The following is a 17,563-nucleotide window of genomic DNA, read 5'->3' as shown; positions in this document are numbered from 1 at the left end:
CATAAGGGAACTGTAATGAAAAAGTCTATATTGTTTTTTGTGATTGGATCGTTAACATCTGGTGCAGCTTTCGCGCAGTCAGGTAGCGCTACAGTTAGTCATTTACAATCAAGCTTTCATAATTCTTCAAGCAGAATGGAGTCTTTTATTCATTTAACAAATACATCCGAAACAGATACCGAAGTTACAATAAAAATATACAATCAAAGTGGAAATGTAGTCTCGGATGTGGATAATGATAATAATACTGGATTGCTCAGAGCTTCGAATATATCAAATTATTCCGATGTTAATTCAAGTTATTCCGTAAAGTTTACTATCGCACCCAAGCATTCGACCAGGGTTTCATTAATGAATCCATCTACAGCAGAAATTCTCGGTTATGCTGTTATTGAATGGAGGAAGGAATCTACGACTGAAGTTGTAAATACATCACTTATCGGTCATGCAATTAACTACAGAATATATAATGGAACGGGATACTATTCTGTGCCTATCAATGATGGCCGTAAATTTTAATAAACCTTCTAAATGTATAAATTTATATAAGCGCATATTCGGAGTTTACTGGTGTGATTTTGATAAGGTGCATATTGAAAGTTGAAGGTAAATAGTTAAGAGATTAAAGTGCCTGCTGAGTTTTTAGGTGCATAGAAAAAGGCCTGCGACATCTCTGTTGCAGGCCTTTACACATCAGCAAGTGGATCGGTCAACCGATCTGAAAAGTGCTTAGCTGAACGGTATTAGGTCATCGGGCCATTTTTCTGCAAGATGAATAAAAACTAAATAATTAGTTGATCGAAGCAACTGGTTGATTTATCGTTCTACTAATGAATTAGTAGGGCATCCCAATGGCCAGACAAAAATCGACAGAATTGACGCCTGCTGAGCAACGGATCATGCAGGTACTTTGGCAGCAAGGCTCGTTAACAGTCAGGGAAATCACCGCTCAATTGTGTTTGCAGCAGGCGGTCGCCTATACCACTGTGCAGACGCTGTGCCGGATTTTGCATGACAAAGGTCACGTCAGCATTGAGAAGCAAGGGAAAGCTTTCGTTTATCAGGCTCAAACTGTCCAGCAGGAAGCGCGCAGTCAGGCGCTATTGAGTTTGCTGAAGAAATTTTTTGGCGGCTCCCCTGATTTGCTTGCGCAACATCTGATCCGCGAACAGGCGTTGTCCGCTGAGACGGCGAACCAGCTGCAGGCCAAGATTGATGAAGCAGCTGCACAGCAAATGCAGGACGCGGAGAATGAGCGAATCGTCGGCGGGCAGGAGAAATAAAATGCTGGAGATCAGCTGGCTGGGTTTTTATTTGCTGTTGCATTTATTGCTCTGTTCTGTCTGGTTGTCTGCTTTATACTGGCTCAGTCGGCAGACCCGCTTGCCGGCAGCCCGGATGCTGAAACTGTGGCAGCTGAACGCTGTTCTGCTGTTGATTTTACCGCTGGTGTTATTGCAGCCCTGGGCTTTGGACAAGCAATTACTCCCGTGGTTTCATCAAGGGATCACACAGCTAACCGGTGCACCGGCACTGATGAGCTCTGGCACTGCGTTTGCCACAGACGATTTGGCTGTGCGATACGTCGACTGGCCACTGTTGTCGCAATTGATCTACCAGCTAACGCCTGGATCTTGGTTCTGGTTGTTAGTGCCTCTAGTCAGTTTGCTGCGGTTTGGCCGGTTGCTTCATAGTTATTTGGCAGCCCGTGGTCTGCGTCAGCAGGCACAGCCGATCCGAGTGGTGTTACCAGCCTGTCGCTTACCAGTCTACAGTCATCCGTCGATCAGCGGTGCCATGCTGCTTGGCCTGCGTCACCCGGTGATCGTTTTGCCTGAATATTATCTGCAGCATTTTAACAACGAGCAACTGGCTCTGATCCTGCGCCATGAGGAATGCCATCAACAGCAGGGCGATTTGCGTAGTTACCTGATTCAGCAACTCGTGGGCTGTCTGTTTTGGTGGAGTCCAGGTTGGCACTATATTGCCACCGAACTCGATCGCTGGCGTGAACTGCGCTGCGATGTGCTGGTTAGCCAACAACTGGCCGCGCCGCATCAGTACGCTCAAACACTATTGGATTGTGCCCGTTTGCAATGCCCGGTGAATGCTGTCCCACCGGTATTCGCACAGCGTTGGTGGCAGGCGCCTTTGCTGGCTCTGCGGGTGGATACGGTACTGCGCTCGCCACAGGATGGCCAGCGTGCGGGACCGGCGCTGTTGCTGACACTGGGGTTGCTGCTGATTGGCAGTGTCGGGTTGGCACAACACTGGCAGCTGGCTGACCTGCCAGCGCGTCATGCCCGGGTGAGCTTGTCCGCGTTAGCCCCGGTCGCTGAGTTATTACGGGCAGTTGCTGCCAATGATTCGTTAAAAGTGAAGCAGTTACTGGCAGCCGGTGCGCCCTTAAACATTCCGATACCAGGGGATGGTACAGCGCTCATGCTGGCGGTGCGGATCCAGTTACCTGAGATGGTGGCTTTTTTATTAGCGCAAGGTGCCGATCCTGATGTGAGTAGCCGGGGCGATGGTAATGCGCTCATTATTGCAGTACAGCGGGGGAATCAACAATTGGTCAACCAATTACTGGACGCCGGAGCGGATGTGAATGCAGCGGTGCTCGCCGATGAAACACCCTTGGTTAATGCCAGTATGCGCGGAGATGTCGCGATGGCCCGCCTGTTGTTATCCCGGGGGGCGCTGCTCAACCTGCAGGTGCGTAGTCCTGTCTCAGATGGTCGTCAATGGCGTAGTGCGCTCAATCAGGCGGCTACTCCCGCTATGCGCGACTATCTGACTGGACTGGGAGCACGCGATGCAGCCATAGCGTGCCGGACGCCCCTGCACAGCAGATCCATCATTGCCAGCAACGCAGGGGGAGTCGATGGCGTAAGCGGTTCGCAACATCGGACAGACCACATCGCTGGCCAGTCGCCCCCCTGAAGTCAGACGAGTAGCGGCTGTCGGAAATGGACAGCTGATAGCCGCTGTCAACAACTATCTGTCCTATACTGGAGAATCAAATGAAAGGAACAGGATTACTGCCCCTGATGTTGCTTGCTGGCTCCGGCTTATCAGGCTGTCATCTGGTGCAAAGCAGTGTACCGGTGCCGGACGATGCGCCGGTCCAAAGCGAAGTCTTTCTACCGGCATTTGCCGATAGTGCCGCTACCGCACAGCACCAACTGGTGCAGAGTCGGCGGCAGCACCATTGGCCTGCAATGACGGCAGCGGTCGCCTGGCGGGGTGAGCTGGTGTGGGCCGGTGCGGCGGGTTATGCCGATATTGCGACGGCTACCCCGGTCAGCATTCAAACCCGCTTTCGCCTTGGCAGTACGTCGAAGGCCGTGACGGCGACTGCGCTGGCACGCGCCGTCGCCCGGCAACAGGTTGCGCTCGATACACCCATCAGCCGTTATAAAACGGATTTACCAAACCCGGCCTGGCAAGCGATGACGTTACGCCAGTTAATGTCGCATACTGCAGGGTTGCCGGGTTACGAGAACAACACGGACCGCATCGGATCTATCCGCAGTTGGTTAAAGTGGGGCCATTTTACTGATGTAGATGACACGCTGGCCTTATTTGATGACAGCGATTTACTATCCGAGCCCGGCGAGCGTTTTCATTACAGCTCTTTTGATGTCAATCTGGCCAGTGCGGTTTTACAAAGTGCAACCGGGCAACCTTTTTTAAGTTACCTGCAGTCCGCAGTGGCGACACCACTTGGGTTAAGTTCACTGGGCGCGGCGGATCAGGATGACCCGCAGCAGGCAAAGTTTTATGAAACAGAGGAAGGGCAGGCGCGGCTTCACCGGTCGGTAGATCTCAGTCAAAAATGGGCATCCGGTGGCCTGGTTGCAACTTCTGTCGATTTAGCCAAATTAGGCGCCGCATGGTTTGCTGCCGATTTTGTGCCGCCGCAAATTCAGCAGCAGTTCTGGACCGTTCAAAAACTGGCAAATGGCGAGGTTAATGAACAGTTTTATGCACTTGGCTGGCGACATTATTCCGACCCGTTTTTGTACTGTGATCGGGAAGACCCGCTCAACCAGGAGATAAGTTACGTACATCATGGCGGTGTCTCGGATGGTGCCCAGAGTTTACTGGTAATTTATCCCAAATGGCAGCTGGTGGTGGCGGTAAATATCAATACCCAGACCCAAAATTGGTGTGAATTTGCGCATGAAGTCAGCCAGTTGACCAAACCATTCTTACGGCAGGTTGCGCCTGAACTGATGAGCAGAAACAGAGATACCGCGGCGAAGACAGAGCAGGCACTGCCGTAAACAGTCTGCTGCGACATGGCTGGCATCTGGATTTTGATGACCAGCCGATTTCTGCGCGTTAACGCACCACAGTGTTTATGTTTTCATAACAGTTACAGACAAGGCCCGTGTCACGGCGGGCTATCACGCTCCACCGGGCTGATGTGACAATATCAGCCCGGACTCTTCATCCATCTGTCGGTAAATAAAACTTCAAATGCTGATTAAAATGCAGTAACTTAGTTTATTCAACCACCAATCGCATGATAACAAGAATCAAACTGGCACTGATTAAGGCTGTCTGAGCGCTGTTTCCGGCCGCCGCAGATCCATGGGGTGTAGACTGCTATTCGCCATGGCACTGACGGACGATATTCCGCCGTAGTCAGACTGTCTCTGAAGAGATACTTTGCCAGTTTTATGCAAAACGATGGGGTCCATCATGTTGTCCGGTATTTGTTGGGTTGTTAGGCAAAAGTCATTGCGGCAAAACATGTCTCATGCGTGAGATTCTTGCAGCGAAAGTCCGGTTTCATGCATCCTGAGTGGTTGGCGTCGGCTATTTTTCATCGGCGGTTTAACCTATCCAGTGCGGCATTGCAGGTGCAGACCAAGAACAAAATCACTGATGAGGGGAAAATTTATGCGGGAAAATTCGGTTGTTAGTTTGTGCGACCTAGCCCGGCTGCGAGCGGCTGAAACACCTGATAAAAGTTATGTTGTCTTTATTAAAGAATCCGCGCATGACAATACCCAGCTGAGTTTTGCTGAGCTTGATGAGGCGTCGCAGCGTTTCGCCACCGTAGTCCGCCAGGAAGGACTGGCCGGCCAGAACGTGTTACTGCTGTTATCCGATAATGAGTTGTTTATCCGGGCTTTCTATGGATGCAGTTATGGTCACGCTGTACCGGTACCCGCGGCACCGCCGCAAAAGCGGCCGGAACAGTTTGAACGCATCAACAGTATTTTACAGCAGGGCGGAATTCGCCATATTCTCACCACCGCCGCCGTAGCGGAAAAACTCGCGTTATTTGCCCCTGACTTTGCGGCGATTGCACAGGCTAAAATTTTTGATGTTCAATCCTTTTCACAGAATCAGCACAACGACTGGCAACGACCGGATTTCCGCGCTGATGATTTAGCCTTTTTGCAGTTCTCTTCCGGGTCTACCGGTACCCCAAAAGGCGTTCAGGTCACCCAGCAAAATTTGCTGCATAACAGTGAGGTCATCAAAAATGCGTTTGGACATCACCGGGAAACACAGGGGTTGGGTTGGTTGCCAGCCTACCACGACATGGGTCTGATTGGTTGTATCTTGCAACCAATGTACGCCGGATTTACCGTCGCGTTAATGTCGCCTACTCATTTTGTGAAAAGCCCGTTTCGCTGGCTACAGGAAATTACAGCCCGTCGGGTCAATACAACGGGCGGGCCAAGCTTTGCGTACCGGTTATGTCTGGACCGGATCACGCCCGAGCAAAAAGCTGAGCTGGATTTATCTAGCTGGGACCTGGCTTTTAACGGCGCTGAACCAGTTGATCATCAGACGATGCAGGCGTTTTACGATTTTTTCAAAGACGCAAGCTTTAAACAACAGGCGTTTTATCCGTGTTATGGCCTAGCGGAAAATACACTGATGGTCAGTGGTGGCGACAAAGCCAGCGCATATAAAACACTGAAAGTACGTCAGCAAAGCCTGAAAACCAGCAAAGCAGAGCTGGCTGCGGCGGATGAGCCGGGCAGATCGCTGGTAAGTAACGGGTTGGCGCGTCCAGGCGTTCGCATTGAAATTGTCTGCCCAGACCAAAAGCGACGCTGTGAGGCTTTTGAAATCGGCGAAATTTGGGTGCAGGGTGATAGTGTCGGACGCGGTTACATCAACGACCCAGTGCTGACCACGCAGAACTTTTCAGCGGAATGTGTCGATTTACCAGGCTTTTACATGCGTACCGGCGACCTTGGGTTTTGCGATGAACAAGGTGAGTTGTATGTAACCGGTCGTCTGAAAGGATTAATTATCATCAATGGTGAAAATTATTATCCTGAAGATATTGAACGTACAGCGCAAAACAGTCATGTAGCGTTGCGTGATTTCCGCGGAGCGACTTTTGCTGTGGATGGTGCAAACGGTGAGGGTTTGGTACTTGTTAATGAGTTGGAACGCACACAATCCCGCTCTTCGGATCACGATCAGATTTTTACAGCAATCAACAATGCCATCGCTCAGGTACACGGGGTGTATCCAACACAGATTTTGCTGTTAAAAACCGGTAGTTTGCCGGTCACGACCAGCGGCAAAGTGCAGCGGGAACAAGCGAAAACGCTTTTTCATAGTGGACAACTTGACACGATCGCAAGTTGGTCGGCGCAGGTCTGCTTTGAGCTTACAGACATTGCGCTGGAGCGCGAGGCAGATCAGGTGAACCCTCTGGATTGGTCGCAGAACTCAGCCGTGCCGGATGGCAAACACTGGTCTGAGGCTGAATTGACGCAGTGGTTGACTGACAAAATCGCCCAGTTGCTCCGGATCCCGGTCCTGCATATCAATCCGCACAAACCGTTTGCCAGCTTTGCAATGAATTCGACCACAGCGATTGCGATCACCGCGGAATTACAACATCTGCTGCAACGTGAGTTATCGCCGACGGTGTTTTATGAGTACCCAACCATTGGCGAGCTGGCTGAGCATCTGGCCGAGACTACCTCTGAAGTCGTTTGAACAGATAGATTGAACGTACGCCGTGGCCTGTTTGTTGGCTGCGCGGTACGTGGTGAATGAACAACATCTGGGAACACCAGTCATGGATAATGAAAAAATGTATCAATTTAATCCTTATACACCAGAGTTTTATGTTGACCCTTACCCGATTTTGGATGAACTCAGGAGCAAGGCTCCGGTCTACAAAAGCCGCGGCTATCGCGGTGATCTGATCGTCTTGTCTCGTTACGAAGATGTGCGGGAAGTCTTGCTGGACTCACGGTTTGAAGTGGAAGACTTACCGAAGGATTTAAAAAATAAAGGCTATCTGGCAAAAGAGCCGGAAAAGTTTGAGTTGGCCAGCGGCGTGATTGGATCCTGGTTATTTTTCTTAAATGCGCTGGAGCACCCCAGAACACGTAGAGCCTTAACCAAAGCGTTTTTACCAAACTCAGTTAAACAACTGGCGGCAACGATTGATTCGATTGCTGACAGCTTGTTGCATGAACCGAAAAAACATGGCCGACTCGAACTGATGGACGATTTTGCGTTACGCTTGCCGACCCTAACAATGGCGGCCATGTTGGGAATGCCTATCAAAAACAAAACGCAGTTCTTTCAGTGGGCAACCATGTTATTTAAGATTTTTGAACGACCACAACCGATTGGCACCTACGAAGATATCGTCCGCGCGTCTGAGGAGTTTTCTCACTACATGCAAGAGATCCTGCAGGAGAAACGGCAGAATCTACAGGACGACCTGTTGAGCAATTTGCTGCGCTACGAAGACGAGGAGGGGCCGTTATCGCAAGCGCATATCATCAGTATCTGTGCGATGTTATTCAGCGTTGGACATGAGACTGCCGGTAACGCGATAGCCAATGGTGTTTTATCGTTAATCTGCAACCCGGCGGAGCTGGATCGGCTGCGCAGCGGAGATGTGAGTATTGCTAGTGCAACCGAAGAATTGATCCGTTTTGATACCCCGACCCAGTTTATTGTGCGTGAAGCGCAGGAAGACGTGCAGTTGTTTGGATACGAATTGCCAAAGGGGGCAAGTGTCTATTTGTGTCTGGCGGCTGCAAACCGTGATCCGGCGCAATTCGAACAGCCCAACCAACTGGATTTGGCCAGAGTGATGAATAACAATTTGCCGTTTGCGGCTGGGCGGCACTTTTGTCTTGGAGCGGCATTGGCCCGGATGGAAATGCAAAGTGCGATAAAGGCGCTGGTCCAGTTGCCCAATCTCAGACCAGTAACCGCCGACATCGTCCGGCGCCGTAGCATTATTATCCGGGGTTTTCGCAAATTCCCACTGACATTTTCGGCCAGTTGCTGAATGAGGCTGGCGTTGGTCCTGTAGCTGCAGTGGGTTGGATGAATAATTATAAATACTTAGGAAAATCAGATGTTTAACCAAAGTGAAATTGCGATTGTTGGTATCTCATGTCGCTTTCCCGGCGCGCAGAACCGTCAACAGTACTGGCAGTTGCTGACGCAGCAGCAACAGGCTGTGCGGCCAATTCCGGCTGCGCGGCTCGCACTTTGGCCTGTCGATACAGCCATTGAACATGCAGCGCAGGATTTAGCTGGTATGCAGGGGGGGTACATCGATGACATTGAACAGTTTGATCCGCAGTTTTTTGACATCTCTCCCAAAGAAGCCGAGTGCATGGATCCACAACAGCGTTTATTGCTGGAGGCCAGCTGGCATGCCCTGACGGATGCCGGCTTGAGTCCGGATGAAATCCGGGGATCTGACACCGGTGTGTTTGTCGGGGTCTCGGCTTACGAATATGCGACATTAGTGTCCGGTCATGGTGAGGCGAAAGCGGGGACGGGCAATGCTCATGCTATCGCTGCGAACCGCTTGTCCTACTTCTATGGTTTTACCGGACCCAGTATGGCTGTTGATACGGCCTGCTCGTCGTCGCTGGTGGCTCTGCACCTGGCGATGCAAGCAATCCGGCAGGGGCAGTGTCAGTCGGCGCTGGTGTGTGGCGTACAGGCGAATCTGTCACCGATGACCACATTGGGCTTTTTGCGGGCGGGCTTTATGTCCCCTAGTTATCGCTGTCACAGCTTTGATGATCGTGCGGACGGCTATGTTCGCGGCGAAGGGGTCGGTTGTATTTTTATCAGAGCCCTGCCACCGGGCCCACAGCAACAATACCGAGTTTACGCGAAGTTGCTGGGGTCAGCGGTGAATTCAGACGGTCAGAGTAATGGTCTGACTGCGCCTAACCCGAAAGCGCAAGAAGCGGTGATCCGGTCGGCATTGCTGGATGCAGGGGTTAGCGCTGCTCAGGTTAGTTATATTGAGACGCACGGCACCGGCACCAAACTTGGCGATCCGATTGAGTTCAAAGCGTTAAACAAGATTTTCAGTCATAATCGTGCAGATAAAGTCGATATTGGTTCCGTCAAGACAAATCTGGGACACCTGGAAGCTGCAGCCGGGATTGCTTCCGTGATCAAGGTAGCCCTGGCGCTCTACCACCGAACGATACCGGCATCTTTAAATTTCAATACTCCGAATTCATTTTTGCATTATGCCAAAGCTTCATTAAATGTGGTTACCGCGACGAAGGCCTGGCCTTCCGGTGACACGGCAATCGCCGGGGTCAGTTCATTCGGTTTTGGCGGAACCAATAGCCATATTGTGCTGGCCGCAGCGCCAGCCACTGCGCCGGTGCCCGCGATGGCCGAAGCAGCTGCTGATTTATGGTTACCGCTTAGTGCGGTATCGGCGTCTTCTTTGCAGGCGCTAGCGCGCTCGCATGCCTATCAGTTAAGTCTGCTGACCAACACACCGGCGCAGGCCTATTGCGCGAAAGCCTGGCGCCAAGAGCCGTTTTTTCAGCACAAAGCCAGTGTGCGGGCGCAGAGCCTTACTGGGCTGATTGCCGCGTTACAGCAAGAGATTGTCAGTACTTGCGCAGTAAGTGCGCCGGCGCTGGCTTTTGTGTTCACCGGACAAGGCGCGCTGTATCGGGGAGTTGGGCGTGAACTCTATCAACAATCGATGGCCTTCAGGCAGCGACTGGACAGCTGTCAGCAGTGGCTGGCGACCCATCATCGGATGGATTTAATTGCCTTTTTATGGGACGACAACGCGCCCGCGCTGACCGATACCTATTATGCCCAGCCCGCGTTGCTGTCGTTACAACTGGCTTTGTCGGATGCCTGGCTGGCGAGTGGGATCAAGCCGCAGGCGGTGCTTGGTCATAGCGTCGGCGAATACGCGGCGGCTTGTCTGGCTGGCGTATTGACTGCTGAACAGGCGTTGTTTTTGATCAGCAAGCGGGCGTTGCTGATGGCCAGTTTGCCAGATAATGGGGCGATGGCGGTTATTTTTGCCAGCGTTGCGACGGTACGGCAATGGCTGACAGATCATCCAGGGCTTGGGATCGCTGCGGTAAACAACCACGACAACACTGTTGTGTCTGGTGATAAAACCCAGTTAACCCAATTACTGGCGCAGTTGGCGTCGCAGCAAGTCCGCACCCAGCGGCTCGAAGTATCTCATGCGTTTCATTCTGCTTTAATGCAGCAAACCGCCGCTGATTTTCAGACTATCGCCAACACGATTGCATTCGGCCAACCGCATATACCAGTATATTCAACGCTGGAGGGCCGGCGGGTGACCGCTGAGCTTAGCGACCCTGGCTACTGGGCCCGTCATATCGTCGAGCCGGTGTATTTTGCTGATGCGGTCTTGCAGGCTCAGCACAGCGGGATCAGTCACTGGCTGGAGCTGGGTCCAGGCAATACGTTGTTATCAATGATCAGACCGCTGGTCCAGGCGGCACCCGATCACTTTTTGGCCAGTCTGGCCCGTGCCGGACAGGGGAATAGCGCATGGCAACATAGCGCCGAAACGCTGTTCCTTGCCGGCATCAGGCTTCGACCGGAGACGCTGGCCTACGTCCCCGTTGATCCGGCAATCGATTTAGCGTTGTATACCTTTGACCGGCAGCCCTACTGGTATAAGCCGGTGCAAGCCCGCACTGCGAGAGGGGGCGCAGGTTCCGTGCCGAATTCTCTGCCTGATTGGACACTGAGTTGGCAGCCGCTGTCGCTTGCGCTGAAAAAGTCCGCTCCGGCGCTGAGAACCATCTGGTTCTATCAGGGGCAACTGGACAAGGCTGAAGTCACAGCGGAACAGCCGGATATTCTGCTGCAGCCCCTGCCAACGGATTTAAACACTGTATTGCCGGCCCTGTCGGCGGCTGACGGCAACTGGCAGTTGGTCCTAGATCTTGACTGTGGTACCGGTTTCGATGCAGCGACGTTTTATCATGTTGTCAGGCAGCAGATGGACATCCTGCAACCGCTCAGCACATGGACGGCCAATGGACTGACCCGGCTAGTCATCATCAGACGACAACCCCATGGGCAGGATGAACCCTTATGGGCGGCTATCAGCCGGGTGATGTATGCGGTGTTATCGGCGGAGCGACCGGATTTACAGCTTATTCAGCTGGATTGCAGCACAGATACCCCGTTTTCGGTGTTGCTGGAGCTTGTCAGTGCGCCGTTGACTGAAGATCAACTACGCTTGACCGCGAATGGCCTGGAATATCGTTGCCTGCAACCAGCTGCGACGTCGGCTGCTTCGGTGGAGCTCGCTCAGTTAAGGGCGGATCGCAGTTACCTGATCGCCGGTGCCACCGGTGAGATTGGTTTTGCTCAGGCCAAATCATTGGTCGAGCTGGGGGCGCGACAATTGATTTTGTTATCCCGTTCCAACTGTTTTAAGGATTCGCAGCAGAAGCAATTAGAAGCCTGGCGCCGCGACGGCGTTGATATTTTGACAGCCCGGCTGGATTTGAGCCAACCAGATGTGCAGCAGCAGTTGGATCTGGTTGTGCAACCTGCCATGCCGGTAGGCGGGATTGTCCATGCGGCCGGTTTGTTGGCAGATGAATCCATTAGTCAGTTAGATTGGGCGAATCTGCTGTCGGTTTCTGCCGTCAAGGTGTTTGGCGCCTGGCAATTACATAGATGGAGTCTGGACAAAACGCTGGAATTTTTCGTGCTGAACTCCTCGTTGTCGTCGGTTTTAGCTCCGCCTCATCAATGCAGTTATGCGGCTGCAGCAGCATTTTTGGATAGTTTGTATCAGTGCAGACGCGCGCAGAACCTACCGGCAACATGCTTTAACTGGGGGCCACTGCATGGCTCCGGTATGGCTGTCGCGGCACAGTCTGGTATTGCCCAGAGTTTTGTCGGTCAGCAAAGCAGTCAGCAGATGCAGCTGGCATTTCGGCGGCATTTTCGCTCCTCAGAACGCCATATCTGTTGTGTGTTTGATGATGAGCGTCTGGCCGCACGTACCAAGTTACGCCCCCATGTGTCGCTGTACCAGCGCTGGCGGGCTGCTGGGGCGGCGGACGAACAACCTGCGACAGACTGGCTCCGTGAGTTGAGTCAGGTCGCTGCTGATTTACGTCCGTCCCTACTGGCGGGCAAGATTGAGGCTTGTGCCCGAGTCGTGCTGGGATTACGCGACTCGCAAGCACTTGCACTGCACGTCCCGCTGATTGAGTGGGGGCTGGATTCGGTGCTTGCGCTGACTCTACGAAACAAACTGTCAGCCGAGATCAAGCAGCCCCTGCCGAGCAACCTGTTGTTTGATCACCCGAGTATCAGTGCGCTGTCTGCGTACATTCTGAAATTAATGCTGTTAGATCAGGCAGCCGTGACATCTTTGCAAAGTCTGACGCCGTGGTCTGAGCAGGAACCTATCGCCATTATCGGTCTGGATTGCCGGTTTCCAGGCGCGGTCGATGGTCCAGAGCAATTCTGGGACCTGTTGCAATCCGGTCGAGATGCCATCACCGAGTTAACTGATCAGCGCTGGGATATGGCGAAATACTATTCGGCGACACCGGCTGTCGGCAAGATGACCAGCAAATGGGCCGGGCTTATCAGTGATATTGGCCTATTTGCTAACGAATTTTTTAATATCTCCTATGCAGAGGCGATCAATATTGATCCACAACAGCGGGTGATTCTGGAGACGGCCTGGCGGACCCTTGAGCATGCAGGCGTGGACCCAGAGACGTTAAAAGGCCGAACTGTGGGCGTTTATCTGGGAGTAGGCCCCAATGACTACCTGCGCACGAAACAGCTGACACCTGAAGCGCTGAATGCCTACATGGGAACAGGTAACTCCCTCAGTGTGATTGCCGGACGAGTGGCGTACTTTTTTGGCTTGCAGGGGCCTGCCATGTCGATTGATACGGCGTGCTCATCATCATTGGTCGCAATCCATCAGGCTTGCCAGAGTATCAGAGCCGGCGAGTGTGAAATGGCGCTGGCGGGTGGTATTAACCTGCTGCTGTCAGCGGACACCAATGTAGTTCTGAGTCAGGCCGGTATGCTGGCGCCGGATGGTCGCTGTAAGACCTTCGACCTGCGGGCGAATGGCTATGTTCGGGCCGAAGGTTGTGGTTTATTACTACTGAAGCCGCTTAGTCAGGCTCGTGACGATGGCGATCGTATTCTGGCAGTGATCCGCGGTTCGGCGGTGAATCAGGATGGCCAGAGTCAGGGATTGACTGCTCCCAACGGTCATGCACAGCAACAGGTTATCCGGCAAGCGTTGCGTCAGGCGAATGTCACGCCTGACGAAGTGTCTTATGTCGAAGCGCATGGCACCGGGACTGCATTGGGCGATCCTGTGGAAATCAATGCGCTGAATCAGGTTTATTGTCAGGGCACTGCGCGACGTCAGCCACTGCTCGTTGGGGCTGTGAAGTCCAATATTGGTCACACCGAAGCTGCCGCCGGGGTGGCTGGTGTGATTAAAACCGTGCTGAGTTTACAGAATCAAAAAATCCCGCCGACCCTCCACCTGCAGCAGCGCAATCCGCATCTGGTGGTTGATGCTGTAAAAATGGATTTTCCCGTGAAAGTTAGCAACTGGCCGGCGGGTGTAGCTTTACCGGTTGCGGCAGTCAGCTCATTTGGCTTTAGCGGGACGAATGCGCACCTGATCCTCAGCGCTTATCTAAAAACCGAGTCTAGCCACGTGCACCGAGCCGGTCCAGCCATGCTGGCACTCAGCGCAAAAACCCCGGTGGAGTTGCAAGCCTATGCCCGTCGATATCTGGGATGGCTGGATCAGCCACAACAGGTCGACTGGACAGACATCTGCAAGGCGCATAACTGGCAGCGCCCGCTGCTGACTTACCGACAGATCATCGTGTCGACATCAAAAACCGGGCTCAGGCAACAGTTACAGCGTTTGAGTACGGACATCAGCTGCATCGGGACCATGTCCCCGACAGAGCCGGTTGCCAGAATCCAGCTCTGTGACGTCTGTCCGCCCGACCTCCAGCTATTGCCTGCGGTGATTCGTATGCAGTTCACGGCGCTCGAAACTGAGATGGCCGGTCAGGCTGATCTCCTGGCGACGTTGCCGGCCGAAGCGGTGTCATTGTTTATGACTCAGGCGGCTGTATTACGCTACATGCAACAAATTGGCATCCGGAGCAGCGGCCTCGATTCGCCGGTCAGTTTGCTACCGTTGGCCCTGTGGTTTGCCGGATCGTTGGAACTCGCTGATGCGCTGAGTTTGTATTGTGGTAACCACGAGCCATTATCATTTCCGTTGGCACCACCACAGCGCGAGATCAGTCACCAGGGGCAATTGTATTGTTCCAGTCAACTGACAAGCCGGGAGTTCTGGTTAGGATCACCTGAAGTGACGCCAACGTATGCGGAGACGGCGGCTGCCGTCGATGTGGAAATACAGCTTGGACTATTACTGAACAATCCGGCTAACACCTGTAGCGAGTCGCAGTTGCTGACACTGGTGGCGAGCTGGCTGACGGCTGGCGGTCAGGTGGACTGGCAGGTAGTGTACGGTGAACCTCGGGGCGAGGTATTAACGCTGCCGGGCTATCCATTTGTACAGCGGGACTGTTGGCTGCCAACGCAGCAGACGGTCATGAAAACCGGATTACATCCGTTATTGGGCGAACGTTTACCTTTGCCGATGTCCAATGAAATTCGATTCAGTACGACTCTCAGTCAGCAGCAATTACGCTATCTTGCCGACCATCAGTTATTTGGCCAGGTAGTAGTCCCCGGTGCGTTTTATTTGTCGGCAGCACTGTGCGCGCTACAGGAATTAGCCGGTATCGCGGCCTGCACGCTGAGTAATATTGAGTTTCAACGTCCGCTGGTGCTGCGTGCTGATCAGACGGTGCAGTTCCAGACCTTGTTACGACAGACGGGCGAGCAGATTTATCAATGTCAGTTTCTTAGCTGCGAACAAACCAGCGGTAGCAGCTGGTCAGTCCATGCCAGTTGTGATTTAGTGCTGTCGGTGATGCCGATGTCCGACAACAGTGCACTGGCGCTGATGCAGCTCGGTGCTACTGAGCTGCAGCGCAGCACTGTGCAAAGTGATGATTTTTATCAGGCATTTGCCCGTCGAGGTTATCAGTTGCAAGGCCATTTCCGCTTGTTGGCGGACGGCTACAGTGGCGCTGATTATTGCATCAGAGCCATTGAGCAGCAGGGGAAGCTGATCGCAGATGCCCAACATCCGTTGTATGCCGGCCTGATTGATGCCTGTTTTCAAACCCTGGCAAGCCTGGTGGCTGAGAGTCCTGATGGCTTAGCGCATGGGCAGATTTATATACCGCTGGCTCTTAGCCAAATGAATTTTAGACGCAAGCCGGTACCAGGTAGTCCGCTATTTTGTGGGGTAAAAAAGTTGCCGCAGGTTCGCTTCACTGGCGTCGCCCGCAGCTTCACCGCAGACATTTCGCTCTGGGACGAACAAGGGATTGTTGCCACGTTTGACCAGTTGGTGGTCTCCGTTGCCAGTGAGCACGTGTTTCGGCAAGATATGGCGCAGCAGTCGCTCTGTTATCAGCTTGATTGGCGGCCATTACCGGCTTCAGGCACCGAGCTGAAGGGACAGCCGTCGCCGTTGCTGGTGCTGTCAGCAACAACCAGCTTTGATGAGTCCGCTGTTGAGACGATTCGCGATGACGACATTGATGAGATACTCGCCAGGCTGCAGAAACTGGGCAAGACGGGAGACCCGGTTCCTGTTGTGTGTCTTTGGCCGTTCGAAAGCGCCACTGCGCAAAGCGCGCAGGTGCCCGTTGCCCTGATGATGCGGCTTACCACGCTTGCTCTGGCGTTGGAACAACAAACCAGCTGCCAAACCCGGCTGGTCCTTGTGACCCGCGATGCGGTCAATCAGTCTGTTCAGCCAGCACAGGCCAGTATCTGGGCACTTGGGCGAACGCTGCAGGCGGAGCTGAGCGGGATTGAAGTGGCGACCCTGGATCTAGCCCAGACCTCTTTACCATCCATCGCAGTATTACGGGACCTGGTGCAGGCTACAGCACATACCAGGCAGCTACGACTGACCGTAAATCAGCCTGAGCTTCCCTGGTTAAGCCGTCAGCGTCCTGAATCCACTCAGCGCTATCAGTACCGATCTGACGGGAGCTACCTCATTACCGGCGGCAGTGGTGCGCTGGCCCGGCTGCTAACCCAACATCTGTTGTCACAGGGTGCTACTGACATCGTGTTAGTGTCCCGTTCCGGTCGGCTGCCGTTGCTGGACCCGTTGCCTGCGGATGTCCGGGTGACGGCTTATCAGGCTGATTTGAGTGAACCGGCGGATGTCAGCCGTTTGATGCAACAGCTAAACGGCCAGCATCAAGCACTGATCGGGGTGTTTCATGCTGCCGGTGTCTTGCTCGATAAACCGTTGTACCGCATGACCGATGACGACTTTACCCATGTGGCGCAGGCAAAGGTGACTAGTCTACTGCATCTGGAGCAGGCACTGGGTACACAGCGTCCCGCGTTTATTCTGTGTTTCTCGTCCGCTGCCGCGATGTTTGGTGCGCCCGGACAAGCCAATTATGCGGCGGCCAATGCCTATTTGAGCGCCTGGGCGGCACAGCCAGCCACGAACCCAGTCCGCCGGCTCAGTATCAGTTGGGGGCCATGGGATGTCCACGACGGGATGGCCTCTGCTTTACAGGCACAGCAGACCTACCAGAGCCGGGGGATCCGACTCTTGCAGGCAGGCGTAGCGTTGCAATTGATGGATATGGTCTTGCAGCAAGGGGTGAATAACTTGCTGATCGCCGATGTGGATTGGCCGGTTTTTGCTAGCACGCTCCAACGACGCCCCCGCTGGTCCTTGTATGATGAGGTGGCACCCGCTCAAACCGCTGCGAACACTGACAGCCAGAACTCACTGGCGGCACAAGTATTACAGGCTGATCCCTCGCTCAGACAAACGATGCTGGCGGACTGGCTAACGCAGTGGCTGGCCGACAAGCTGATGGCGCAGACGATTGATCCGCAGCAGAGTTTTTTGTTGCTCGGGGTGGATTCATTGGTGGCTTTGCAATTGCGTAGCGATGTGAAACAGCTGTTTCAGATCGAGCTGAAAATCGAACAAGTGCTCGGCGATAGCGTCAATTCGGTGAATGGCCTGACACAGCATCTGTTGGAGCGGCTGGCAGAACCGGCTTCGCAAGTTCTGAACGGACAGACTGAAAAACTGACGTTCGTCCACAAAAAAACAAACATTATGAAGATTTAA

At 53.3% G+C, this 17,563-nt stretch carries 7 protein-coding genes; all 7 read left to right on the top strand.

The genetic code is table 11. The features are described 5' to 3' along the window. The first annotated feature begins 15 nt into the window (after positions 1-15). Complete coding sequence (locus tag A5320_RS21870; RefSeq protein WP_157605621.1) at positions 16-519, top strand: hypothetical protein; 504 nt, start codon at positions 16-18, stop codon at positions 517-519. A 332-nt stretch (positions 520-851) separates the two neighbouring features. Continuing rightward, entirely contained in the window at positions 852-1,283 is a 432-nt protein-coding gene (locus tag A5320_RS03970) for a BlaI/MecI/CopY family transcriptional regulator (RefSeq protein WP_068061200.1), read from the top strand. Between the two features lies 1 nt (position 1,284). Then, entirely contained in the window at positions 1,285-2,943 is a 1,659-nt protein-coding gene (locus A5320_RS03965; RefSeq protein ID WP_068061197.1) for a M56 family metallopeptidase, read from the top strand. 80 nt (positions 2,944-3,023) lie between these two features. Continuing rightward, positions 3,024-4,289 carry a serine hydrolase domain-containing protein gene (locus A5320_RS03960; RefSeq protein ID WP_068061194.1) on the top strand — a complete coding sequence of 422 codons (1,266 nt, stop codon included), beginning with the start codon at positions 3,024-3,026 and terminating at the stop codon, positions 4,287-4,289. 622 nt (positions 4,290-4,911) lie between these two features. After that, a complete protein-coding gene (locus tag A5320_RS03955; RefSeq protein WP_068061191.1) occupies positions 4,912-6,987 on the top strand; it encodes an AMP-binding protein in 2,076 nt (691 codons plus the stop codon). Positions 6,988-7,069: 82 nt separating this feature from the next. Further along, positions 7,070-8,305 carry a cytochrome P450 gene (locus A5320_RS03950; protein WP_157605619.1) on the top strand — a complete coding sequence of 412 codons (1,236 nt, stop codon included), beginning with the start codon at positions 7,070-7,072 and terminating at the stop codon, positions 8,303-8,305. 69 nt (positions 8,306-8,374) lie between these two features. Then, entirely contained in the window at positions 8,375-17,563 is a 9,189-nt protein-coding gene (locus A5320_RS03945) for a type I polyketide synthase (RefSeq protein ID WP_068061186.1), read from the top strand.

The organism is Rheinheimera sp. SA_1, assembly GCF_001669775.1.
In the GTDB taxonomy this organism is placed as follows: domain Bacteria; phylum Pseudomonadota; class Gammaproteobacteria; order Enterobacterales; family Alteromonadaceae; genus Pararheinheimera.
Note: the sequence above shows the minus strand (reverse complement) of the source record. Positions and strands in the feature narration are given on the sequence as shown.

Excerpts from the sequence above, each read along its gene's own strand:
- A5320_RS21870 (WP_157605621.1), top strand. The coding sequence starts at position 16 with ATGAAAAAGTCTATATTGTTTTTTGTGATTGGATCGTTAACATCTGGT.
- A5320_RS03970 (WP_068061200.1), top strand. The coding sequence starts at position 852 with ATGGCCAGACAAAAATCGACAGAATTGACGCCTGCTGAGCAACGGATC.
- A5320_RS03965 (WP_068061197.1), top strand. The coding sequence starts at position 1,285 with ATGCTGGAGATCAGCTGGCTGGGTTTTTATTTGCTGTTGCATTTATTG.
- A5320_RS03960 (WP_068061194.1), top strand. The coding sequence starts at position 3,024 with ATGAAAGGAACAGGATTACTGCCCCTGATGTTGCTTGCTGGCTCCGGC.
- A5320_RS03955 (WP_068061191.1), top strand. The coding sequence starts at position 4,912 with ATGCGGGAAAATTCGGTTGTTAGTTTGTGCGACCTAGCCCGGCTGCGA.
- A5320_RS03950 (WP_157605619.1), top strand. The coding sequence starts at position 7,070 with ATGGATAATGAAAAAATGTATCAATTTAATCCTTATACACCAGAGTTT.
- A5320_RS03945 (WP_068061186.1), top strand. The coding sequence starts at position 8,375 with ATGTTTAACCAAAGTGAAATTGCGATTGTTGGTATCTCATGTCGCTTT.